We start from the raw sequence: 21,467 nt of genomic DNA on the forward strand, positions 1-21,467 counted from the left end.
ATGAGCCTCTCGCGCCGCGCCTACGCGGAGATGTACGGCCCCACCGTCGGCGACCGCGTGCGCCTGGCCGACACCGAACTGGTCGTCGAGGTCGAGCGCGACTTCACCTTGCTGGCCGGCGGCTACGGCGAGGAGGTCAAGTTCGGTGGCGGCAAGACCATCCGCGACGGCATGGGCCAGAGCCAGCGCATCAACGGCATCGGCCCCGGCGACGCGATGGACTGCGTGATCACCAATGCGCTGATCGTCGACCACTGGGGCATCGTCAAGGCCGACATCGGCCTGCGCGGCCAGCGCATCGCCGCGATCGGCAAGGCCGGCAATCCCGATGTGCAGCCGGGCGTGGACATCGTCATCGGGCCGGGCACCGAGGTCATCGCGGGCGAAGGCATGATCGTCACGGCTGGCGGCATCGACAGCCACATCCACTTCATCTGCCCGCAGCAGATCGAGGAGTCGCTGGCGAGCGGCGTGACGACGATGCTGGGCGGCGGCACCGGCCCGGCGACCGGGACCTTCGCCACCACCTGCACGCCGGGGCCCGAGAACCTGGCGCGCATGCTGATGGCGGCCGAGGCCTTCCCGATGAACCTGGGCTTCCTCGGCAAGGGCAATGCGAGCCGGCCCGAGGGCTTGAGCCAGCAGGTCGAGGCCGGCGCGATCGGCCTGAAGCTGCACGAGGACTGGGGCACCACGCCCTCGGCCATCGACCAGTGCCTGGCCGTCGCGGACGAGACCGACACCCAGGTCTCGATCCACAGCGACACGCTCAACGAGAGCGGCTTCGTCGAGGACACCATCGCGGCGACGAAGGGCCGCACGCTGTGCGCCTTCCACACCGAGGGCGCGGGCGGCGGGCACGCGCCCGACATCCTGCGCGTGGTCGGCGAGGCCAACTTCCTGCCCAGCTCGACCAACCCGACGATGCCCTTCACGGTGAACACCGTCGACGAGCACCTCGACATGCTGATGGTCTGCCACCACCTCGACGCCAGCATCGCCGAGGACCTGGCCTTCGCCGAGAGCCGCATCCGCAAGGAGACCATCGCCGCCGAGGACGTGCTGCACGACCTGGGCGCCATCAGCATGATGAGCAGCGACAGCCAGGCCATGGGCCGCGTCGGCGAGGTCATCCTGCGCACCTGGCAGACGGCGCACAAGATGAAGGTGCAGCGCGGCGCGCTCGATGGCGATTCCGCGCGCAATGACAACACGCGGGTCAAGCGCTACGTCGCCAAGTACACGATCAACCCGGCCCTCGCCAACGGCATCGCCCACGAGGTCGGGAGCATCGAGGTCGGCAAGTGGGCCGACCTGGTGCTGTGGCGGCCGGCCTTCTTCGGCGTCAAGCCCAGCCTCGTCATCAAGGGCGGCTTCATCGCCAGCGCGCTGATGGGCGACGCCAACGCCAGCATCCCGACGCCGCAGCCGGTGCACGTGCGGCCGATGTTCGGCGCCTACGGCGGCGCGCTGGGGCGCGGCTCGCTCACCTTCCTCAGCCAGGCCGGCGTGGCCGCGGGGGTGGGTGAACGCCTGGGGCTGCGCAAGACCGTCTCGGCCGTGCGCGGATGCCGCACGGTGAAGAAGACCGACATGGTCCACAACGCCTGGCTGCCGGCGATGCAGATCGACGCCCAGACCTACGAGGTGCGCGCCGACGGTCAGCTGCTGAGCTGCGAGGCGGCCGCCGTGCTGCCGATGGCGCAGCGCTACTTCCTGTTCTGAGGCGCTGACGGACCCTCAGGCGCGACGTGCTTGCCGCATCGGCCAGACCCGCAGCCACTCGGCGACGCGCTGGGCGACGCCGCGGCGCGGTGCGGCCTGCAGGATGCCGAGCGGCACCTGGCCCGTGGCGCCCGGTGCAGGCCGGTGCGGCGCGGTGTGCGCGACCGGCGCGCTGCTGCGCTCGGTGGACACCGTGGTCAGCGACGCCGGGCGTCGCTCGGCCGTCACGGCGCAGGGCCGGGTCGGCTTCAAGGCAGGGGTTTCGGCGGCGGCCGGCAGCGGGCGCAGCACCGGATCGAGCCAGTCGAGGATGGGTTGCCACTGCGCGCGGTCGATCGAGGTCTGCGAGGCCGGCAGGTCGAAGATCGTGAGGCCGTGCTCGACGCAGCGCACATAGGTCTGGGTCTCGCGCAGCGCGCCGACGTAGGGCAGGTCGATCTCCGCCGCCCAGCGCGCCAGCACCTCGCCGGCCTTGGTGCGCCCGTCCAGGCGCATGCCGATCGCCGCCACCTTGCAGCGGCCGTTGGCCACCCGCGGCAGCGTCTTCAGCTCGGCATAGCACTCGGCCGCGGCTTCGCGGTCGAACATCGACTGGCACACCGGGATCAGCACCGCGTCGGCGTACGAGACGACCTTGGCCAGCTCGAAGCCGTGCGTGCCGCCGGGCGTGTCGAGCACGACGTGGGTCACGCCGACCGGCGGACGCAGGGAGTTCTTCGGGTCGATCGCCCAGCCGACGATCGGCTTCGAGCCGGGCAGGGTCTGCGCGGCGCGGGCGCGCAGCCAGGCCTGGGTCGATTGCTGCCGGTCGGTGTCGCCCAGCATCGCGCGCAGCCCGGCGCTGGCGCAATGGCCGGCGAGGTGGGTGGCCAGCGTGCTCTTGCCGCTGCCGCCCTTGCGGTTGATGACTGCGATGACGGGCATGGTGACGAGGGCGTCCTTTCACGGAGGCGGCCGCTGTCCTCGATTCGACCACCCTGCCGGCGCGCGCGGCGCACGCATCCGCGGCGCTTCGTGAGCCAATGCTCACGCCGGCCGTGCGGTATCTGGCGTCTGTGGCGGATAAGCGGCGCGCGCACAATCCGGCCATGCTGACCCTGACCAAGTTGATCCCCGCCGGCCGCGGCCTGGCGCCGGTGCTCGTGAAGCGTGCCGCGACCGTCGAACTCGACTGGGATGTGCGGCAGAAAAGCCGCTTCGAGGCCACCGATTCGCAAGGGCGCAGCCTCGGCGTCGTGCTGCCGCGCGGCAGCGCGGTGCGCGGCGGCGACGTGCTGGTGGCCGAGGACGGCTCGCTGGTGCGCGTGATCGCCGCTGCCCAGCCGGTGCTGCGCGTCACCGTCTGCGCCGAGCACGGCGCGCCCTTCGACCTGCTGCGCGCGGCCTACCACCTGGGCAACCGCCACGTGCCGCTGGAGCTGCAGCCGGACGCGCTGCAGTTCGAACCCGACCACGTGCTGGCCGACATGCTGCGTGCGATGCACCTGATCGTCACCGAAGCGCAGGCGCCGTTCGAGCCCGAGGGCGGGGCGTATGCGGCGGGCGGCCACGGGCATCAGCATGAGCACGCGCAGGGTCATGCACACGACCATGAGCACGCGCGTGCACCGGCCGCACCGGCACGCGGCCGCCCGATCGGCATCGCGGTGAAGCCGGCGGCCACGCCCCACGTGCACGGTCCGGGCTGCGGGCACGACCACTGAGCGCCGGCGCGCCGATGTCCGAGCCGACCCTCGCCGCCGGCCCGCTGCTGCAGCTGATGTGGCTCGCGTCGCCGGCCTTGCCGGTGGGCGGCTTCAGCTACTCCGAGGGGCTGGAAGCCGCGGTCGATTCGGGCCGTGCACGCAGCGAGGCCGAGGTGGCGCGCTGGCTGGTCGACCAGCTGGACCTCACGCTCGCCCGCAGCGAGCTGGCCGTCGCGGCCCGCGCCTTCGACGCCTGGCAGCGCAGCGACCTCGCGGCCGTGCGCGCGCTCGACGACTGGGTGCGCAGCACCCGCGAGACGCGCGAACTGCGCCTGCAGACCGAGCAGATGGGCCGCTCGCTCGTCGCGTGGCTGAAGAACCGCGGCGGCACCCCGGACCCGCGCGTCGCCGACGCGGCGGCGCTGTCGCCGACCTGGCCGGTGGCCTTTGCGCTGGCCGCGGTGCTGGCGGGCGCGCCGCGGCGTGAGTCGCTGCTGTCGCTGGCCTTCGGCTGGGCCGAGAACCTGGTGCAGGCCGCGATCAAGGCCGTGCCGCTGGGGCAGAGCGCCGGCCAGCGCATCCTGGCCGCGCTCGTCGAGGCGATCCCGCCGGCCGTCGACCGCGCACTGGCGCTGGCCGATGGCGACCGCCAGGCCTTCTCGCCGATGCTGGCGATCCTGTCGGCGCAGCACGAGACGCAGTACTCGCGCCTGTTCAGGTCCTGAGCGGCGGCCGTCGGCGGACACGATTGTGTCCGCGCAGAAACGAAGCAGAGAGATTGCGGACACCTGAGGTCGCGAGCATCGCGGGTCCCCAGCCCCAACGCGATGCCTGCATGAACGACGACCCCCACGACCTGGGCCTGGCCCACGACCTCGACACCCTGATGCGCCGCAGCGCCGAGCGGCGCCGCCTGCTGACCTGGCTGGCGGCCGGCAGCGCCGCGCCCCTGGGCCTGCTGGCCTGCGGTGGCGGCGGCGAGGCCGGCGCCGCCACGAGCGGCAGCGCTTCGAGCGGTGGCGGCAGCTCCAGCGCCAGCTGTGCGGTGATCCCCGAGGAGACCGCAGGCCCCTATCCGGCCGACGGCTCCAACAGCAACGCCTCCGGCGTGGTCAACGTGCTGGGCCTGTCGGGCATCGTGCGCAGTGACATCCGGACCAGCGTCGCCGGCGCCTCGGGCACTGCGGCCGGCGTGCCGCTGACGGTGCGGCTGCAGCTGGTCGACACCAGCGCGAGCTGCGCCGACCTGGCCGGTTACGCGATCTACCTGTGGCATTGCACGCAGGGCGGCGCCTACTCGCTGTACTCGGCCGGCTTCACCGGCGAGAACTACCTGCGCGGCGTGCAGGCCACCGACGCCGACGGCCTCGCGAGCTTCACGACCATCTTCCCCGGCTGCTACGCGGGCCGCATGCCGCACATCCACTTCGAGGTCTACCGCAGCCTGGCGACGGCGACCGCGTCGACCAGCAAGCTGCGGACCTCGCAACTGGCCTTGCCGGTGGCGGCCTGCCAGCAGGTCTACGCCACCAGCGGCTACGGCCAGAGCGCCGCGAACCTGGCGCAGATCAGCTTCGCCACCGACAACGTCTTCAGCGACGGCACGGGCCTGCAGCTGGCCACGCTGAGCGGCGACGTCGCCAGCGGCTACATCGCGACGCTGCAGGTCGGCATCGCCGCCTGACGGAGGTGACGGCGTCGATAATCGACGCATGACGACGAACGCACCGCTCCGCCGAAGCAAGAAACTCCCCGCGCTGCGCGTCGGCGTCGGCGGCCCGGTCGGCTCGGGCAAGACCACGCTGGTCGAGATGCTGTGCAAGACCTTGCGCACGCGCTACGACCTGGTCGTCGTCACCAACGACATCTACACCAGGGAAGACCAGCGCCTGCTCACCGTCGCCGGCGCGCTGGAGGCCGACCGCATCATGGGCGTCGAGACCGGCGGCTGCCCGCACACCGCGATCCGCGAGGACGCGTCGATCAACCTCGAGGCGGTCGACCGGATGCTGGCGAAGTACCCCGAGGCCGACATCGTCTTCATCGAGAGCGGCGGCGACAACCTGGCCGCGACCTTCAGCCCCGAGCTGAGCGACCTGACGATCTACGTGATCGACGTCGCCGCCGGCGAGAAGATCCCGCGCAAGGGCGGGCCCGGCATCACCAAGAGCGACCTGCTGGTCATCAACAAGACCGACCTCGCGCCCTACGTGGGCGCCGACCTCGCGGTGATGGAGTCCGACACGAAGCGCATGCGCGCCGCCACCGGCGGTGGCGTGAAGCCCTACGTCATGACCAACCTCAAGACGAACGCCGGGCTGGACGAGGTCATCGCCTTCATCGAGCGCAAGGGCTTGCTGAAGACGGCAGCATGAGCTGGGCGGGGCGGCTGGAGCTGCGCTATCGCAGCGAGGACTGGCGCGACGGCGGCCGGCGCAGCGTGCGCCACGATCGTCACGACGGCCCGCTGCGCGTGCTGGCCAGCCTCTACCCCGAGGCGCCGGCGGTCTGCCACGACGTGCTGGTGCATCCGCCGGGCGGCATCGCCGGCGGCGACACACTCGATCTCGATATCGACGTGGCCGAAGGCGCGCACGCGCTGCTCACCACGCCCGGCGCCACGCGCTTCTACCGCAGCGGCGGCGCGCCGGCGCTGCAGACCGTCGACGCGCGGCTCGCGCCCGGTGCGCGGCTCGAGTGGTTGCCGCTCGAGGCCATCGTCCACAGCGGCGCGCTGGCCGAGAACCGCCTGCGCTTCACGCTCGCGCCGGGTGCCGAGATGATCGGCTGGGACCTGCTGGCGCTCGGCCTGCCGGCGGCCGGCCAGGCCTTCGAGCGCGGCCGCTACCTGCAGCACCTGGAACTGCCGGGCCGCTGGCTCGAGCGCGGCCTCGTCGACGCGGCCGATGCCCGGCTGCTGGACTCGCCGCTGGGCTGGGACGGCCAGCGGGTGCTCGGCATGTTGTGGTTCGCGGCCGGCGGCGCGCTGGAAGCGACGCGGGTCGAGGCCCTGCTCGATGCGGCGCGCGAGCCGGCGGCCACCAGCCCGCTGGCCGCACGCGCCGGTGCGACCTCGCCGCACGAAGGCGTCGTCGTGCTGCGCGTGCTGGCGCCGCGGGTCGAGCCGGCGATGCAGCTGCTGGCCGCGGTGTGGGCGCGCTGGCGCGAGATCGCCTGGGGCCTGGCCGCGTGCGCGCCGCGGGTCTGGAAGACCTGAGCGCACGGCGCGCGATGCGCAGGGCTATGCTGCGCGCCTCGCCGACCTGCGCCCGCGTATGAACGCCCCTGCCACCACCGAACCCCGCCTCACCTCGCTGTCGCACGGCGGCGGCTGCGGCTGCAAGATCGCGCCCGGCCTGCTGAGCGAGATCCTGCGCGGCAGCGGCGCGCGCCTGCCGCTGCCGCCGGAGCTGCTGGTCGGCATCGAGACCTCGGACGATGCGGCCGTCTACCGCCTCAACGACGAGCAGGCCCTGGTCGCGACGACCGACTTCTTCATGCCCATCGTCGACGACCCCTACGACTTCGGGCGCATCGCGGCCACCAACGCGATCTCGGACGTCTACGCGATGGGCGGCCGGCCCATCATGGCGCTGGCGCTGGTCGGCATGCCGATCAAGGTGCTGGGGCCGCGCACGATCGCGCGCGTGCTCGAAGGCGGCGAGGCGGCGTGCCGGGCGGCGGGCATCCCCATCGCGGGCGGGCACAGCATCGACTCGGTCGAGGCGATCTATGGCCTGGTCGCGCTGGGCCTGGTGCATCCGCAGCGCGTCAAGCGCAATGCCGACGCGAGGGCCGGCGACCGCTTGGTGCTCGGCAAGCCGCTGGGCGTGGGCGTGCTGTCGGCGGCGCTGAAGCAGGAGCGGCTGGATGCCGACGGCTACGCCCGCATGATCGAGACCACGACGCGGCTCAACACGCCCGGCCCCGACCTGGCCGCGCTGCCCGGCGTGCACGCGCTGACCGACGTCACCGGCTTCGGCCTGGCCGGGCACGCGCTCGAGATCGCGCGCGGCGCGCAGGCCGACGTGGTCATCGACTGGTCGCGCGTGCCGCTGCTGGCCGGCGCGCGTGCCCTGGCGGTGCAGGGCTTCGTCACCGGCGCCTCGGGCCGCAACTGGGCCGGCTATGGCGCCGAGGTGGTCGTGCCCGAAGGCTTCGACCCGGTCGATCGCGCGCTGCTGACCGACCCGCAGACCAGCGGCGGCCTGCTGGTGAGCTGCGACGCGGCCGCGGTCCCCGAGGTGCTGGCGGTGTTCGGCCGCCACGGCTTCGAGGCGGCGGCCGAGATCGGCGAGGTGCGGGCAGCGTCGGACGCGGCGCCGCGACTCAGGCTGCAGTAGCCTGCGGCGCCCGCGCCGACGACGGGCAGGCTTCTGCGTCCGGTGCGTAGGGCCGCGGATCGATGCCGGGCTCGGCCCGCGCCATCAGGCGCGCCAGCAGCGCCGCGCTGCCGGCCGCCAGCGTCAGGCCCAGCGCGCCCTGGCCGGCGTTGATCCAGAGATTGGGGAAGCGGGTCGCGCCGACGCGCGGGCGTCCGTCCGGCGTGGCCGGTCGCAGGCCGGCCCAGGCGGCCGGCTCGCGCAGGTCGCAGGCGCCGGGGAAGGTCTGCCGGACCGCGTCGCACAGCGCCTCGATGCGCGCCGGCGCGATGCGGCGGTCGGCGCCGACCAGCTCGGCGAAACCCGCGACGCGCAGCCGGTCGCCGAGACGCGCGTAGACGAGCTTGCGCGCGGTGTCGGTGACGCTGACGCGCGGCGCCGCGGTGGCGTCGACGACCGGCACGGTGATGCTGTAACCCTTGATCGGCTCGATCGGCAGGTGCAGGCCCAGCGGCCGCAGCAGCGTCGCGGCGCCGGCGCCGGTGGCGACGACGAAATGAGCGGCCGCGATGACGTCGTCCTGCAGCCGCAGCGCGTGCAGGCGGCCGTCGCGCTGCTCGAAGCCCAGCGCCTTCTCGCCCAGGCGCAGGCGCGCGCCGCTGGCCTGCGCCAGCGCCTGGGCCAGCCGCGCGGCGTCGACGACTTCCTCGCTGTCGGTCCACACGCCGAAAGCGATGGCGCCGCGGTCGGCGGCGAGCGCGGCTTCGATCGCGACGCACTCGTCGCGATCGACGACGCGCTGCCGGCAGCCCAGCGCCGCCTGCGCGTCGAGCTGACGCTGCACGCCGGCGCGCGCCGCGGCGTCGCGATACAGCACCAGCTTGCCGGGCCGCCCGTGACCGCTGCGCGCCGCGGCGCCCGGCTGTTCGGCCAGCCAGGCATGCAGCGTGTCGCGGCTCAGGAAGGACAGCACCAGCAGCGCCGCGGTGGTGTCGCGCACCTGCGAGGCGCGGCAGGCCCGCACGAAGGCCGCGAGCCAGCGCAGGTGGTCGACATCCGGCCGCGGCCGCCAGCGCAGCGGGCTGTCGGCCTTGAGCAGCCAGCCGGGCAGCGCGCGCAGCGCGGCCGGCGTGGCCAGCGGCTCGACGTAGCTGTAGCTCAGCTGCGCGCCGTTGGCCAGGCTCGCGCCCTGGCCCGGCTGCGCGGCTGCGTCGACCAGCGTGACCTGCCAGCCGTCGCGCGCCAGCGCGTAGGCCGTCGCGCAGCCGACGATGCCGGCGCCGACCACGCAGACGCTGCCGCGCGGCGCGTTCACTGCCGGGGCACCGCCGGGTTGCGCCGCCGTTCCATCGACCACGCGACCGCGCGGCGCGCCAGCGCGCCGGTCGCGTCGACCAGCGGCAGCGGCGCGTCGGCGGTGTCGAGCGCGACCGGGATCTCGGTGCAGCCCAGCACCACCGCGCTGGCGCCGCGACGCTGCAGCGCGTCGACCGCAGCCAGCAGCAGCTCGCGCGCCTGCGGCAGCCGGCCGGCCTTGACCGCGGCGATGCCGGGCATCACGCGCTCCAGCATCTCGCCGGCGGTCGGCAGCAGCCATTGCACGCCGGACATGGCGCGGTTCAGGTAGAGGCCCGACGCCAGGGTCGCGTCGGTCGCCAGCAGGCCGATGCGCCCGCCGTCGCCGGCCTGCGCCACCGCGTCCTCGAGCGCGGCGTCGACCAGGTGCAGCATCGGCAGGCCGAGCGCGTCCTGCAGCTCGTCGAACCACAGGTGGGCGGTGTTGCAGGGCATCACCACCAGCTCCGCGCCAGCCGCCACCAGGCGGCGGCCGCTGGCGACCATCGCCGCGAGCGGCGAATCGCCCTCGCCGCGGAAGGCGCGCGTGCGGTCGGGCACCTGCGGGATCGAGCTGACGACCACCGGCACATGCTCCTGGTCGATGGCAGCGGGCGTGGCCGCCAGCATCTTGCGCATGAAGTCCAGCGTCGCCAGCGGCCCCATGCCGCCGAGGATGCCGACCACGCCGCCGGTCGCGTCGGGCCAAGCGCTGCCCGCGCCGCGCGCGGTGCGCGGCGGAAGGTCGATCGCGTTCACGTCGAGGGGGGCGCGCCGCTCAGGTCGCCGGCTTGTCCGACAGCGCCTTCAGGTTGTCCTTGAGCTCCTGGCTCATCGGCGCGTTGAGGTTGATGCCCTTGGGCGGGATCGGCGACTGGAACCACTTCTTGTACAGCGCCTCGAACTCGCCGCTCTTCATCAGCCCGGCCAGCGTGTCGTCGACCAGCTTCTTGAAGGCCGGGTCGTCCTTGCGGATCATGATCGCGTAGGGCTCGACCTGGATCGCCTCGCCAACCACCGCCAGCTCGGCCGGGTTCTGCGCGCTGGCGCGCAGGCCGTACAGCAGGATGTCGTCCATGCCGAAGGCGTCGGCGCGGCCGGCCTGCACCAGCAGCGCGGATTCGGCGTGGTCCTTGGCGCTCAGCAGCTCGAAGTCGAGCGCGCGGTCGGCGTTGAGCTTGCGCAGGATCTGGTAGTTGGTGGTGCCGGTGGTCGAGACGACCTTCTTGCCCTTCAGGTCGGCGATCGACTTGACCGGCGAGTCGGCCTTCACCAGGAAGCGCGTGCCGGTGTAGAAGTAGTTGGTCGCGAAGGCGACCTGCTTGCCGCGCTCGCTGTTGTTGGTGGTCGAGCCGCACTCGATGTCGATGGTGCCGTTCTGCAGCAGCGGGATGCGGTTCTGCGAGGTCACGGCCTGGGTCGCGAGCTTGAGGTCGGCGCGGCCGGTGGCCTTTTTCACGGCGTCGACGACCTTGCCGCAGATCTCCCAGCCGAAGCCGACCGGCTGTGCGTCGGCGCCGAGGTAGGAGAAGGGGATCGAGGCTTCGCGGTAGGCCACGGTCATGCTGCCGCTGGCCTTGACCTTGTCGAGCGTGCCGGCGGTCTGGGCCGAGACGGCGGCACAGCTCAGGGCGGCGAGGGCGGCGAGGCCGGTGCGGATCGAGGGGCGCATGCGGAGGTCCTTTCTGGCGGTGGCCGGAATTGCGGGAAGGGGTGCGCCGGATGCTAGCGAGTGCCGTGCCGGCCGGCGCATCGCATTTGACGGGTAGACCATAAGCTGACCTAATGGCTCGATGCGCTTGAAGCACATCGAGGTCTTCAACGCGGTGATGCTGACCGGCACGGTGAGCGCCGCAGCGCGGCTGCTGCACGTGACGCAGCCGGCCGTCACGCAGACGCTGCAGCATGCCGAGCTGCAGCTGGGCTACGCGCTCTTCACGCGCCAGCGCAACCGCCTGGTGCCCACGCACGAGGCCCAGGCGCTCTATCCCGAGGTGCAGCGCCTGATGTCGCAGCTGGAGTCGGTGCGCCGCATCGCCGGCGCGCTGGGCAGCGGCGAGGGCCAGCAGTTCCGCATCCTCATCGTGCCCTCGCTCGCGGTGCGCGCGCTGCCGCGGGCGCTGGAGCGCTTTCGCGCGCGGCACCCGCAGATGCCGGTGACCATCAAGACGCTGCACTCGGCCGAGATCGCGCGTGCCATCGCGCTGCAGGAGGGCGACGTCGGCATCGTCTACGGCAGCCTGCCGCATCCGGCGTTGCACGAGGAACTGGTCGCGACCGGCCGCCTGGTCTGCGTGACGCGCACCGGCGACTCGGCCGCGGACCGCCGCACGACGGTGTCGCTGGAGGACCTGCTGCGCTCGCCCTTCATCCGCATCGACGAGCGCGACCCGCTGGGCACGGTGCTGGCCGATCAGTGGGCGCGCCTGGGCGTGGCGCCGCGCGCCGGCATCACCGTGCAGACCCACCACATCGCGATGGTGCTGGCCGAGCAGGGCTTCGGGCCGGCGATCATCGACTCCTTCACCGCGCAGGCCGGCCGCAGCGACGCGCTGCACGTGCGCACGCTGCTGCCCGAGGTGCCGGTCGAGGTGCGTGCGCTGCTGCCCCAGGGCCTGCGTTCGCCGCAGCCGGTGGCCGACTTCATCGCCGCCTTCCGCGCGGTGACGGCGTCATGAGTGACGCCGGCTTCGCGGCGCGGGCCTGACGCGCGTCAGCGCGCGCGGAAGATCGCCGCGTAGTCGTCCGCGTCGTAGGGCCGGTCGTCGCAGTCGCTGGCCCAGGTCTGGCGCAGGCCGTTGTAGGTCTGCGCCTGCCTCGCGTACGCGGGCGCCTTGGCGTTGTAGTCGGCGACCATCTGGCGGCGCTGGTCGAGGCGCGCGTTGTAGGCGTCGACCGCGGCCTTGTCGGTGGCGACCAGCGTGGCGCGGTCGGCCTGCAGCTGCGCGTCGAAGCGCTCGAAGGTTTGCCTGGCGGCATCGAGCTCGGTCTGGTCGCGCTGCAGCTCGGCGCCTTCCTGCTCCAGCTGCCGCTGCAGGTCGAGGCAGGCCTTGAGCTGCGGCTGGCTCAGCGGCTTGCCCTTGGGCGGACCGTCGCCCAGCACCGGCGCCTTGCCGGCGGACTGCGCCTGCGCCGGCGTGGTGATCCACAGGGCGGCGCCGACCAGCAGCAATGCAGCCAGTGCGGCGAGCGGTCGCCAGGCCGACCGTCGTTTCGTCAGGACTCGTGCTTGCATACCGCGCTCCTTCTTGTGTGTGCAGCCCGAGGGACCGCGTGCGTCGGGCGAGGTTCCCGCCGTGCGCCGACGCAATCGCGTTCGCCATGTTCGAATCGTGACCATCCGTAGCCATCCCCAGCGCCAGGCACCGCCGTGCAGACCCTGATCGACCTCGTCACGACGCACGGTGCGCTGCTCGTCTTCGTCGCCACGCTGGCCGCGCGCATCGGCGCGCCGGTGCCGGCCGCACCCTTGCTGGTGGTGGCCGGCGGGCTGTCGGCGGTGGGCGTGGTCTCGCTGCCGCTGGCCTTCGCGGTCGCGGTGGCGGCCAATGTGCTGGGCGACGGGCTGTGGTTCTGGGCCGGCCGCGCCCAGGGCCATCGCGTGCTGGGCCTGCTGTGCCGCTGGTCGCTGTCGCCCGACAGCTGCGTGCGCCAGAGCGAGGCCCTGGTCGCACGCTGGGGCGGCAGCTCGCTGGTGGCGGCCAAGTTCGTGCCCGGCGTGTCCGTCGTGGCGGCGCCGATGGCCGGGGCGATGGGCATGTCGCTCGGCCGCTTCGTCGCCAGCGACGCGCTCGGCGGCGCGCTCTGGTCCGGCGTCTTCCTCGGCTTGGGCGTGGTCTTCGCCGGCGAGGTCGAGCGCCTGCTGGTCGCGCTGGCCAGCGCCGGCACCACGGCGACGCTGCTGCTGCTGGCCCTGCTGGCCGGCTTCGTCGCCTGGCGCTGGTGGCGGCGCCAGCGCTTCCTGCGCGAGGCCGCGGTGCCGCGCATCGCCGCCGACGAGCTGCAGGCCCTGATCGACGCCGCCGGCGACGGCGAGCCGGCGCCGCTGATCATCGACGTGCGTTCGCTCGCCGCGGCCGAGCTCGACACCCGCCACATCCCCGGCGCCCTGATCGCCGACCTGGACGGCATCGCCGCGCGGGCCGCCTCGCTGCCCCACGACCGCGAGATCGTCACCTACTGCAACTGTCCCAACGAGGCCTCGGCGGCGACCGCGGCGCTGCGCCTGCGGGCGGCCGGCCTGCCGCGCGTGCGGCCGCTGGCGGGCGGCCTGGAGGGTTGGGCCGCGGCCGGGCGGGCGGTCGCCACGGCCCGGCCGCAGCTCTTGCCGTGAGCGGTTGTGGCCTAATCCCGCCTTCGTTCCGCAATTCACGAGCCAGAGTCAACCACCATGGGCAACAAGATCACCACCGAAGCCGACCGCAAAGCCACCCCGCGTCCCGCCGCGCCCAAGGGCGTCGCGCTCACCGCCGGCCATGGCCAGAAGGTCAGCCTGGAGCGCGGCTCGCACACCCGCAGCAAGAAGAACCCGGGCAAGCGCGCCAAGAAGGGCGGCTGACGCCCCCCGCGGCGGCGTGCGAACGCCGCCGCCCCTGGTTTCGGCCCCGACCCGGCCGCACCCGACCATGCTGCGCATCAACGAACTGCGCCTGCCGCTGGACCATGCCGAGGACGCCCTGCGCCCGGCCGTCCTGGCCCGCCTCGGCATCGCCGACGCGCAATTGCTGGACCTGCACGTCTTTCGCCGCGGCCACGACGCGCGCAAGAAGACCGCGATCCAGCTCGTCTACACGCTGGACTGCGAGGTCGCCGACGAGGCGGCCGTGCTGGCCCGCGTGCAGCCGCACGACCCCAAGATCCGGCCCGCGCCCGACACGCGCTACCGCGGCGTCGGCCACGCGCCGGCCGACTTCGCGGCCGCGGGCGGCCCACGCCCCGTGGTCGTGGGCTTCGGGCCCTGCGGCCTGTTCGCCGCGCTGATCCTGGCGCAGATGGGCCTGCGGCCCATCGTGCTGGAGCGCGGCAAGGCGGTGCGCGAACGCACCCAGGACACCTGGGGCCTGTGGCGCAAGGGCGTGCTGGAGCCGGAGTCCAACGTGCAGTTCGGCGAGGGCGGCGCCGGCACCTTCAGCGACGGCAAGCTGTGGAGCCAGATCAGCGACCCGCGTCACCTGACGCGCAAGGTGCTGGACGAGTTCGTCAAGGCCGGGGCGCCGGAGGAGATCCTCTTCGTCAGCAAGCCGCACATCGGCACCTTCCGGCTGGTGAGCATGATCGAGAAGATGCGCGCCGGGATCGAGTCGCTGGGCGGCGAGATCCGCTTCGGGCAGCGCGTGACCGACGTGTCGATCGAAGGCGGTGCGATCCGGGGCCTCACGCTCGCGTCCGGCGAGCAATTGCGCGCCGACCACGTCGTGCTGGCGCTCGGCCACAGTGCCCGCGACAGCTTCCAGATGCTGCACGCGCGCGGCGTCTTCATGGAGGCCAAGCCCTTCTCGATCGGCTTTCGCATCGAGCACCCGCAGGGCGTGATCGACAGGGCGCGCTTCGGCCCCGGCGCCGGCCATCCGCTGCTGGGCGCGGCCGACTACAAGCTCGTGCACCACGCGAAGAACGGCCGCTCGGTCTACAGCTTCTGCATGTGCCCCGGCGGCACCGTGGTGGCCGCGACCTCGGAGCCCGGGCGTGTGGTGACCAACGGCATGAGCCAGTACTCGCGCAACGAGCGCAACGCCAATGCCGGCATCGTCGTCGGCATCGCGCCGCAGGACTACCGGCAGGACGCGCTCCTGGGTCGTCCGGCGGAAGGCCCGGTGAGCCCGCTCGACGGCCTGGCCTTCCAGCGCCTATGGGAGTCGCGCGCCTACGAGCTGGGCGGCGGCGGCTACCTCGCACCCGGCCAGTTGCTGGGCGATTTCCTGAAGGGCCGGCCCAGCCGCGTGCTCGGCGGCGTCGAGCCCTCGTACAAGCCCGGCGTGAGCCTGACCGACCTGGCCCCGGCCCTGCCGCCCTACGCGATCGAGGCGATCCGCGAGGCCCTGCCCGCCTTCGAGAAGCAGATCAAGGGCTTCGCCATGCCCGACGCGATGCTGACCGGCGTCGAGACCCGCACCTCGTCGCCGCTGCGCATCACGCGCGGCCGCGACTTCCAGAGCCTCAACGTGCACGGCCTCTACCCGGCCGGCGAGGGTGCGGGCTACGCGGGCGGCATCATGTCGGCCGGCGTCGACGGCATCGAGGTGGCCGAAGCGGTGGGTGCGGCGCTGCTGGGCCTCGAGCGCCCGTCGGGCAAGCCGTCCGCATCGGCGGCGCTGTACTGAGCCGCTGCCGATGAATGCGCGTCGTCGATTGCTGATGAGTCTGCTGGGCGCGGCGGTCGCCGCACCGGCGACCGCCGCGCCGCTGCCGCGTCCCTGGCCGGCCAACCGCGCCACGCCGAACCTCGCCTTGCCCGGCCACGATGGGCCGCCCTTCGACCTGGCCAGCGCGCGCGGCCAGGTCGTGGTGCTCAACTTCTGGGCCAGCTGGTGCCCGCCCTGCGTCGACGAGCTGCCCTTGCTCGACGTGCTGGCCGAGCGTCATGCAGCCGACGGCCTGCAGGTCGTCGCGGTGAACCACCGCGAGACCGACCAGGCGCTGGGCAAGTTCATGCAGTTCATGCCGCTCAGCCGGACCCGCGTCGTGCGTGATGCCGACGGCGCGGCCTCGCAGGCCTGGGGTGTGCGCGTGTTCCCGACCACGGTCGTCGTCGGCCGCGACGGGCGCGCGGCGTTCTCGGTCATCGGCGAGGCCGACTGGGCCGGCGCCGAAGCCGCCCGATGGATGGCGCCCCTGTTGCGCGCCCGCTGATCTTCCGACCTTCAACCAGGAGCCCCCCACCATGTCCGACACCGTCTCCCGCCGCTCGCTGATCCAGGGTGCCTGCGCGCTGGCCGCTGCCCCGCTGCTGCCGCCGGTCCTTGCCCAGGAGCGCCGCTACGAGCCGCAGGTCGGCCCGTGGCGCGGCTTCGAGACCACGACCACGGTCACGGTCGCCGACCACCAGGGCACGACGCGCGTCTGGCTGCCGCTGCCCGACGTCGAGACCGACTACCAGCGCTCGCTGGGCCACGACTGGACCGGCAATGCCACCACGATGAAGCTGGTGGCCGATGCCGGGCGCGGCGTGCGCATGCTCTACGCCGAGTTCCCGCCCGGCGTCGGCGCGCCCACGTTCACGCTGGTGAGCCGCCTGCAGACGCGCGGCCGCAGCATCGACTGGTCGAAGCCGGGCCGCGCCAGCGAGGACCCCGAGGTGCTGCGCGCCGCGCTCGCGCCGAGCGAGCTGATGCCGACCGACGGCATCGTGCGCAAGACGGCGCTCGAAGCCACGCGCGGCGCCAGGACCGAGATCGAGAAGGTGCAGGCGCTGTACCGCTGGGTGGTGACGAACGCGCACCGCGAACCCAAGGTCAAGGGCTGCGGCACCGGCGACGTGCGCACCATGCTCGAGACCGGCAACCTCGCCGGCAAGTGCGCCGATCTCAACGCGGTCTTCGTCGCGATGAGCCGCTCGGTCGGCATCCCGGCACGCGACGTCTACGGCCTGCGCGTCGCCCCCTCGGCCTTCGGCTACAAGGAGCTCGGCGCCGGCAACCCGGCCAGCCTGAAGAGCGCCCAGCACTGCCGCGCCGAGGTCTTCCTGCGCCAGCACGGCTGGGTCGCGATGGACCCGGCCGACGTGCTGAAGGTGATGCGCCAGGAGACGCCGGAGTGGATCAGGGACCCGGCACACCCGGTCGCCGCGCCGGTCAACAAGGGCCTGTTCGGCCACTGGGAAGGCAACTGGATCGCCTACAACACCGCGCACGACGTGCGCCTGCCCGGCAGCGCCGGCAAGGGCACGCTGCCCTTCCTGATGTACCCGCAGGGCGAGAACGCCAGCGGCGCCTTCGATTCGCTGTCGCCGGACAGCTTCCGCTACACGATCGCGGCGCGCGAACTGGGCGCCTGATCGCGGGATGCCGTGCTGGTTCCCGCCCTTGTCGAAAGTCGCACTCCCGCGTTAGTCTTCGCGGGCACACATCCTGTTACATCGCGCGGCCGCTCCGGCCCGGCGCGACGCTGACGCAAGGAGACGACGATGAGCGAAGCCAGGACGCCCGTGACCCACCAGGAATCGAAGATCGAGGACGAGCCCATCCTCGGCCCGGTGCTGTTCCTGCCCGACGGCAGCATCCAGCCGCTGACGTGGATGGAGCGCCTGCTGGTGGCGCTGCGGCTGACGAACGCGAAGGCGCTGGAAGCGCGCTACTTCCGGTCCGCCGCGGCCTGAGTCCGCGGTCCCGCGCCGGCCGCGGGGCGTCTGCGATCATCGGCGCCATGCACGGCGTCCCGCAGTCCTTCGAGCATCCGCTCGACCGCGCCGAGTTCAAGCGGCCGGCGCATCGCGACGGCGTCGAGCTGTACCGCGCGCACATCGTGCGCCACACCTTCGATCCGCACACCCACGAGGCCTTCGGCCTGGGCGCGATCGAAGCCGGCGTCGAACGCTTCCGCTACCGCGGCAGCGACCACCTGGCGCCGGCCGGGTCGCTGGTGACGATGAACCCCGACGAGCTGCACACCGGCCGCGCCGAGACCGACGGCGGCTGGCGCTACCGCATGGTCTACGTCGACGCCGACGTGGTCGAGCGCGTCAGCGGCGACCGCGGCTGGCACTTCGGCGACGCGGTCGGGCACGACGCGCCGCGCGCGCGCCGCGTGGCCGCGCTGCTGGACGCGCTGTGGCGGGCCGACGAGCCGCTGGCCTTCGACAGCCTGCTGCACACGCTGCTGGCCGAGTTCCGCCGCCATGCGCGCAGTGCGCGCACCGCCGCACCCGAGGGCGCGCTGCGTTTCGCGCCGGTGGTCGACTACCTGCGCGCGCACCTCGATCGCCGCCTCACGCTCGACGAGCTGGCCGCGGTCGCGGGCTTGAGCCCCTTTCACTTCCTGCGCCAGTTCAAGGCGCGCTACCACGCGACGCCGCAGCAGATGCTGATGGCGCTGCGGCTCTTCGAGGCCAAGCGCCTGCTGGCGGCCGGCGATGCGCCGGCCGAGGTGGCGGCGGCCACCGGCCTCACCGACCAGGCGCACCTCACCCGCGCCTTCGCGCGGCGCTACGGCGTCACGCCGGCCCGCTACCAAAGGCAGACGCGCCGGGCTTGAGCAAGCCGGTACAAGACCGCAGCGCCGCGAGCACCTACGCTCGCCGGATCATGTTGCTCACCGGAACCCTGTTCGCCCTGGCCGCCGGCCTGATGTGGGGCCTGGTCTTCGTCGCGCCGACGATGCTGGCCGACTACCCGCCGGCGCTGCTGTCCTTCGCGCGCTACCTCGCCTTCGGGCTGATCGCGCTGCCGCTGGCCTGGCTGGACCGTGCGCGGCTCGCGCAGTTCACGCGCGGCGACTGGCGCGAGGCGCTCAAGCTCTCGCTGATCGGCAACCTGCTGTACTACCTGTGCCTCGCGGCGGCGATCCAGCGCGCCGGCGGGCCGCTGCCGACGATGATCATCGGCACGCTGCCGGTGGTGATCGCGATCACCTCGAACTTCCGCGACGCGGCGCGCGACGGCCGCCTGCCGTGGGGGCGGCTCGCGCCGTCGCTGGGGCTGATCGCCGCCGGCATCGCCTGCGTCAACCAGGCCGAGCTCGCCGCGCTGCGCGCCGACCCGCAGGCCGACCTGGCGCGCTATGCCAGCGGCGCGCTGCTGGCCGTGGCGGCGGTGGCCTGCTGGACCTGGTATCCGATCCGCAATGCCGACTGGCTGCGCGCGCATGCCGACCGCAGCCCCCGCACCTGGGCCACCGCGCAGGGCGTCGCCACGCTGCCGCTGGCGGCCGTGGGCTATGCGGGTTTCTGGATCTGGAACAGCGCGTCCGGCCAGGCCTTCGACATGCCGCTGGGGCCGTCGCCCGAGCGCTTCGTCGCGCTGATGCTCGCGGTCGGCCTGTTCGCGTCGTGGCTGGGCACGCTGTGCTGGAACGAGGCCAGCCAGCGCCTGCCGACCTCGCTGGTCGGCCAGCTGATCGTCTTCGAGACGCTGTCGGCGCTGGCCTACGCCTACGCGCTGCGCGGCGAGTGGCCCGGGTCGACGACGCTCGGCGGCGTGGCGCTGCTGGTGGCCGGCGTGCTGTGGGCGCTGCGCGTGAAGCCCGAGCCGCTGGCGGCGGAGGGGCACGCGGGCTGAGGGTGGTTCAACGGAAGAAGACCTATGTCAGAAGCGGGAGCTGCGCAATCGACGGTCACCTCGAATTCTTCACTGGACACGGCCCGGCAACGGCGATCGAATTCTGGCCTCCCCTCATCGGGCCGGCCGAGCGCGGAGCTGCTCAGCGATGATCTTTCGTACATCGGCGCTCATGATCTTGTAGTCCGCCAAGAAGCGCGCGTCAGAGGTCCAGAGCTGAAAGACCCCGTTCTCAACGTGATGGAACCAGTACTTCCACACGTCCAGCTGGCTTCGCAACAACCAGTCCTCCGATTCGAGCTTCAAGGCCTCGGCATCAAGATGTCGAAGACGCGAAAGATCGACGCCGGGCGGCAGCGCGGCCGAGAGCTGATCGCTGACCAACATGTGCCGTATGGCTCGGTGCTCGGCGTCCAATAGCCAAGTCGCGTGGCGTGTCGAGACTCCAGACTCATCATGCATCCTGGCGGGAGCGAATCGCATGAGTACGTCTCGGTACGCGATAAGCCGATAGCCTTCGCGGAAAAACTCGGTTCGCAGGGCCAGCCACTTCGCTGCTTTGGGGTTGGGCTTGCCCCAGAACTCCAACGTGCTTTGGTCAGGCGGCCGAAAGATGGCGAGCTGTCGGCGAACCACGTCTCGAACCGCCGGTGTGTCGGCATCGATCAGCGCCACACCCCGCGCGGACACTTCGTCCAGACGCGTCATGATGCTTCGCAAGTCTGCATCGGTGACGACACCCGCGGCCTGTGGTTGCGGATAGTCGCACGGTGACGGCTTGCTGCACGCGTTGCTGATGGCACTGGCGAGAGCGTTGCCCCGGAGTCTTTCCTTGATCCAGTGGGCTGGCAGGAATCGCTCGGCCAGTGCATCGAACTCGGCCGCAACTGAAGCGCCAGCCACGAGCGTCATGCTCAATGTCATGAGCAGCGTCCTGAGTGCTCTGGGCGCGAAGTTCATCGAGGTGTCCTTACCGAGTTTCAGGTCGGCTCACGGGCGCAGGGCCTCGTCCAGCACCTCGACCCAGTGCTTCACCGGCGTCACGGTGCTGCCGCTCTGCAGGTGCTGGATGCAGCCGACGTTGGCCGAGACGATGCACTCGGCGCCGGCCTGCGCCAGCGCGTCGAGCTTGCGGTCGCGCAGCTGGTAGGCCAGCTCGGGCTGCAGCACCGAGTAGGTGCCGGCCGAGCCGCAGCACAGGTGGCTGTCGACCGGCGTGAGCTGGATGTCGAAGCCCAGCTCGCGCAAGGCCGACTCGACGCCGCCGCGCAGCTGCTGGCCGTGCTGCAGCGTGCAGGGCGGGTGGTAGACCAGCTTCGGCGGCCTGGCGCTGCGCAGGCGCGGCTTCAGGCGCGGTGCCACGTCGGGCAGCAGCTCGCTCAGGTCGCGCGTCAGCGCGGCGATCTTCTGCGCGCGCTCGGCGTAGGCCGGGTCGTGCCGCAGGTGGTGCGTGTACTGCTTGACGGTGGCGCCGCAGCCGGAGGCGTTCATCACGACGGCCTCGACCTTGCCCTGCGCGGTGAGGCCCTGCACCAGCGGCCACCAGGCGTCGACGTTGCGGCGCATGTCGGCCAGTGCGCCCTCGTGGTCGCCGAGGTGGTCGCGGATCGCGCCGCAGCAGCCGGCGCCGTCGGCCACCAGGGTCTGGATGCCGGCGGCGTCGAGCACGCGCGCGGTCGCGCTGTTGATGTTGGGCGCCATCGCCGGCTGCACGCAGCCCAGCAGCATCAACACCTTGCGCGGGTGGCGGCGCGTCGGCCAGTCGTGCGCGCGCGGGCCGGCCCGGGGCGGGACCTTGGCCTTCAGCGCGGCGGGCACGAAGGGGCGGAACCACTGGCCGAGCTTCATCGCGGGGGCGAACAGCGGCGAGGTCAGGCCCTCCTTCAGCGCGGTGCGCACGGCGCGTTCGGCCGGCGGGCGCTCGACCTTGGCATCGACGACGCGCCGGCCGATGTCGACCAGCGCGCCGTACTGCACGCCCGACGGGCAGGTGCTCTCGCAGTTGCGGCAGGTCAGGCAGCGGTCCAGGTGGAGCTGCGTGCTGCGCGTGGGTTGCGCGCCTTCCAGCACCTGCTTGATCAGGTAGATGCGGCCGCGCGGGCCGTCGAGCTCGTCGCCCAGCAGCTGGTAGGTCGGGCAGGTGGCGGTGCAGAAGCCGCAGTGCACGCACTTGCGCAGGATGGCTTCGG

Annotated in this window: 23 protein-coding genes; 16 read left to right on the forward strand and 7 right to left on the reverse strand. The window is 72.7% G+C overall.

Translation table 11 applies throughout. The features are described 5' to 3' along the window. Complete coding sequence (ureC, locus tag QZV97_RS12525) at positions 1–1,725, forward strand: urease subunit alpha (RefSeq protein WP_295642379.1); 1,725 nt, start codon at positions 1–3, stop codon at positions 1,723–1,725. A gap of 15 nt (positions 1,726–1,740) precedes the next feature. On the opposite strand, the gene QZV97_RS12530 is transcribed toward ureC, so the two are convergent. Further along, positions 1,741–2,649 (reverse strand): ParA family protein, encoded by a 909-nt coding sequence (locus tag QZV97_RS12530; protein ID WP_295642381.1) that lies wholly within the window; start codon positions 2,647–2,649, stop codon positions 1,741–1,743. A gap of 164 nt (positions 2,650–2,813) precedes the next feature. Here QZV97_RS12530 and ureE point away from each other — a divergent pair, with 164 nt between their 5' ends. The 6 genes from ureE to selD all read left to right on the forward strand — a co-directional run bounded on the left by ureE (position 2,814) and on the right by selD (position 7,753). Beyond that, entirely contained in the window at positions 2,814–3,428 is a 615-nt protein-coding gene (ureE, locus tag QZV97_RS12535; protein WP_295642383.1) for an urease accessory protein UreE, read from the forward strand. 14 nt (positions 3,429–3,442) lie between these two features. Further along, positions 3,443–4,135, forward strand: coding sequence for an urease accessory UreF family protein (locus QZV97_RS12540; protein WP_295642385.1), 693 nt, complete (start codon positions 3,443–3,445; stop codon positions 4,133–4,135). Positions 4,136–4,245: 110 nt separating this feature from the next. Further along, positions 4,246–5,094 carry an intradiol ring-cleavage dioxygenase gene (locus QZV97_RS12545; RefSeq protein ID WP_295642387.1) on the forward strand — a complete coding sequence of 283 codons (849 nt, stop codon included), beginning with the start codon at positions 4,246–4,248 and terminating at the stop codon, positions 5,092–5,094. Between the two features lie 28 nt (positions 5,095–5,122). After that, positions 5,123–5,785 carry an urease accessory protein UreG gene (gene ureG / locus QZV97_RS12550; protein WP_295642389.1) on the forward strand — a complete coding sequence of 221 codons (663 nt, stop codon included), beginning with the start codon at positions 5,123–5,125 and terminating at the stop codon, positions 5,783–5,785. Beyond that, positions 5,782–6,627 carry an urease accessory protein UreD gene (locus tag QZV97_RS12555; protein ID WP_295642391.1) on the forward strand — a complete coding sequence of 282 codons (846 nt, stop codon included), beginning with the start codon at positions 5,782–5,784 and terminating at the stop codon, positions 6,625–6,627. The genes ureG and QZV97_RS12555 overlap by 4 nt, the downstream gene beginning before the upstream one ends. A gap of 58 nt (positions 6,628–6,685) precedes the next feature. Continuing rightward, positions 6,686–7,753: a selenide, water dikinase SelD gene (gene selD / locus QZV97_RS12560; protein WP_295642393.1), complete on the forward strand. Its 1,068-nt coding sequence runs from the start codon at positions 6,686–6,688 to the stop codon at positions 7,751–7,753. Here the strand turns inward: selD and QZV97_RS12565 are convergent. Genes QZV97_RS12565 through QZV97_RS12575 form a run of 3 tightly spaced genes read right to left on the reverse strand, consistent with a single transcriptional unit; the run spans position 7,740 to position 10,739 of the window. Further along, the gene (locus QZV97_RS12565) at positions 7,740–9,047 is read right to left on the reverse strand and encodes a D-amino acid dehydrogenase (RefSeq protein WP_295642395.1); all 1,308 of its coding nucleotides are present in this window, start codon (positions 9,045–9,047) and stop codon (positions 7,740–7,742) included. The two genes, selD and QZV97_RS12565, sit on opposite strands and share 14 nt — an antisense overlap. After that, positions 9,044–9,826 carry an amino acid racemase gene (locus QZV97_RS12570; RefSeq protein WP_295642397.1) on the reverse strand — a complete coding sequence of 261 codons (783 nt, stop codon included), beginning with the start codon at positions 9,824–9,826 and terminating at the stop codon, positions 9,044–9,046. The genes QZV97_RS12565 and QZV97_RS12570 overlap by 4 nt, the downstream gene beginning before the upstream one ends. Positions 9,827–9,845: 19 nt before the next feature. Next, on the reverse strand, positions 9,846–10,739 hold the full coding sequence (locus QZV97_RS12575; protein ID WP_295642399.1) for an amino acid ABC transporter substrate-binding protein: 894 nt from the start codon (positions 10,737–10,739) through the stop codon (positions 9,846–9,848). A gap of 121 nt (positions 10,740–10,860) precedes the next feature. Between QZV97_RS12575 and QZV97_RS12580 the strand changes: the two genes are divergently transcribed. Next, complete coding sequence (locus tag QZV97_RS12580) at positions 10,861–11,745, forward strand: LysR substrate-binding domain-containing protein (RefSeq protein WP_295642400.1); 885 nt, start codon at positions 10,861–10,863, stop codon at positions 11,743–11,745. 35 nt (positions 11,746–11,780) lie between these two features. On the opposite strand, the gene QZV97_RS12585 is transcribed toward QZV97_RS12580, so the two are convergent. Next, positions 11,781–12,302: a hypothetical protein gene (locus QZV97_RS12585; RefSeq protein WP_295642402.1), complete on the reverse strand. Its 522-nt coding sequence runs from the start codon at positions 12,300–12,302 to the stop codon at positions 11,781–11,783. Positions 12,303–12,437: 135 nt separating this feature from the next. Between QZV97_RS12585 and QZV97_RS12590 the strand changes: the two genes are divergently transcribed. The 8 genes from QZV97_RS12590 (at position 12,438) to QZV97_RS12625 (ending at position 19,278) form a co-directional block, all read left to right on the forward strand. Further along, on the forward strand, positions 12,438–13,400 hold the full coding sequence (locus QZV97_RS12590; protein WP_295642404.1) for a rhodanese-like domain-containing protein: 963 nt from the start codon (positions 12,438–12,440) through the stop codon (positions 13,398–13,400). Positions 13,401–13,457: 57 nt separating this feature from the next. Then, on the forward strand, positions 13,458–13,625 hold the full coding sequence (locus QZV97_RS12595) for a hypothetical protein (protein WP_295642406.1): 168 nt from the start codon (positions 13,458–13,460) through the stop codon (positions 13,623–13,625). Between the two features lie 67 nt (positions 13,626–13,692). Continuing rightward, complete coding sequence (locus QZV97_RS12600; RefSeq protein ID WP_295642408.1) at positions 13,693–15,387, forward strand: NAD(P)/FAD-dependent oxidoreductase; 1,695 nt, start codon at positions 13,693–13,695, stop codon at positions 15,385–15,387. A 10-nt stretch (positions 15,388–15,397) separates the two neighbouring features. Continuing rightward, the gene (locus QZV97_RS12605; protein WP_295642410.1) at positions 15,398–15,916 is read left to right on the forward strand and encodes a TlpA disulfide reductase family protein; all 519 of its coding nucleotides are present in this window, start codon (positions 15,398–15,400) and stop codon (positions 15,914–15,916) included. Between the two features lie 31 nt (positions 15,917–15,947). Beyond that, positions 15,948–17,060, forward strand: coding sequence for a transglutaminase family protein (locus tag QZV97_RS12610; RefSeq protein ID WP_295642412.1), 1,113 nt, complete (start codon positions 15,948–15,950; stop codon positions 17,058–17,060). Positions 17,061–17,189: 129 nt separating this feature from the next. Continuing rightward, the gene (locus tag QZV97_RS12615) at positions 17,190–17,381 is read left to right on the forward strand and encodes a hypothetical protein (RefSeq protein WP_295642414.1); all 192 of its coding nucleotides are present in this window, start codon (positions 17,190–17,192) and stop codon (positions 17,379–17,381) included. Between the two features lie 47 nt (positions 17,382–17,428). Further along, positions 17,429–18,256, forward strand: a complete 828-nt coding sequence (locus QZV97_RS12620) for an AraC family transcriptional regulator (protein ID WP_295642416.1) — start codon at positions 17,429–17,431, stop codon at positions 18,254–18,256. Between the two features lie 53 nt (positions 18,257–18,309). Then, the gene (locus tag QZV97_RS12625; protein ID WP_295642424.1) at positions 18,310–19,278 is read left to right on the forward strand and encodes a DMT family transporter; all 969 of its coding nucleotides are present in this window, start codon (positions 18,310–18,312) and stop codon (positions 19,276–19,278) included. 114 nt (positions 19,279–19,392) lie between these two features. Here the strand turns inward: QZV97_RS12625 and QZV97_RS12630 are convergent, their stop codons facing one another. After that, a complete protein-coding gene (locus tag QZV97_RS12630; RefSeq protein WP_295642418.1) occupies positions 19,393–20,238 on the reverse strand; it encodes a hypothetical protein in 846 nt (281 codons plus the stop codon). A 30-nt stretch (positions 20,239–20,268) separates the two neighbouring features. Beyond that, the coding region (gene glcF / locus QZV97_RS12635; protein ID WP_295642420.1) for a glycolate oxidase subunit GlcF at positions 20,269–21,467 on the reverse strand (1,199 nt) is incomplete at its 5' end.

Origin of the sequence: uncultured Methylibium sp. (genome assembly GCF_902826655.1) — a bacterium.
Lineage (GTDB): Bacteria > Pseudomonadota > Gammaproteobacteria > Burkholderiales > Burkholderiaceae_C > Methylibium.

Coding starts and splice junctions, on each gene's coding strand:
- ureE (WP_295642383.1), top strand. CDS start 2,814: ATGCTGACCCTGACCAAGTTGATCCCCGCCGGCCGCGGCCTGGCGCCG.
- QZV97_RS12540 (WP_295642385.1), top strand. CDS start 3,443: ATGTCCGAGCCGACCCTCGCCGCCGGCCCGCTGCTGCAGCTGATGTGG.
- QZV97_RS12630 (WP_295642418.1), bottom strand. CDS start 20,238: ATGAACTTCGCGCCCAGAGCACTCAGGACGCTGCTCATGACATTGAGC.
- QZV97_RS12555 (WP_295642391.1), top strand. CDS start 5,782: ATGAGCTGGGCGGGGCGGCTGGAGCTGCGCTATCGCAGCGAGGACTGG.
- ureC (WP_295642379.1), top strand. CDS start 1: ATGAGCCTCTCGCGCCGCGCCTACGCGGAGATGTACGGCCCCACCGTC.
- QZV97_RS12615 (WP_295642414.1), top strand. CDS start 17,190: ATGAGCGAAGCCAGGACGCCCGTGACCCACCAGGAATCGAAGATCGAG.
- QZV97_RS12575 (WP_295642399.1), bottom strand. CDS start 10,739: ATGCGCCCCTCGATCCGCACCGGCCTCGCCGCCCTCGCCGCCCTGAGC.
- QZV97_RS12605 (WP_295642410.1), top strand. CDS start 15,398: ATGAATGCGCGTCGTCGATTGCTGATGAGTCTGCTGGGCGCGGCGGTC.
- QZV97_RS12530 (WP_295642381.1), bottom strand. CDS start 2,649: ATGCCCGTCATCGCAGTCATCAACCGCAAGGGCGGCAGCGGCAAGAGC.
- selD (WP_295642393.1), top strand. CDS start 6,686: ATGAACGCCCCTGCCACCACCGAACCCCGCCTCACCTCGCTGTCGCAC.
- QZV97_RS12620 (WP_295642416.1), top strand. CDS start 17,429: ATGCACGGCGTCCCGCAGTCCTTCGAGCATCCGCTCGACCGCGCCGAG.
- QZV97_RS12610 (WP_295642412.1), top strand. CDS start 15,948: ATGTCCGACACCGTCTCCCGCCGCTCGCTGATCCAGGGTGCCTGCGCG.
- QZV97_RS12600 (WP_295642408.1), top strand. CDS start 13,693: ATGCTGCGCATCAACGAACTGCGCCTGCCGCTGGACCATGCCGAGGAC.
- QZV97_RS12595 (WP_295642406.1), top strand. CDS start 13,458: ATGGGCAACAAGATCACCACCGAAGCCGACCGCAAAGCCACCCCGCGT.
- ureG (WP_295642389.1), top strand. CDS start 5,123: ATGACGACGAACGCACCGCTCCGCCGAAGCAAGAAACTCCCCGCGCTG.
- QZV97_RS12545 (WP_295642387.1), top strand. CDS start 4,246: ATGAACGACGACCCCCACGACCTGGGCCTGGCCCACGACCTCGACACC.
- QZV97_RS12580 (WP_295642400.1), top strand. CDS start 10,861: ATGCGCTTGAAGCACATCGAGGTCTTCAACGCGGTGATGCTGACCGGC.
- QZV97_RS12585 (WP_295642402.1), bottom strand. CDS start 12,302: ATGCAAGCACGAGTCCTGACGAAACGACGGTCGGCCTGGCGACCGCTC.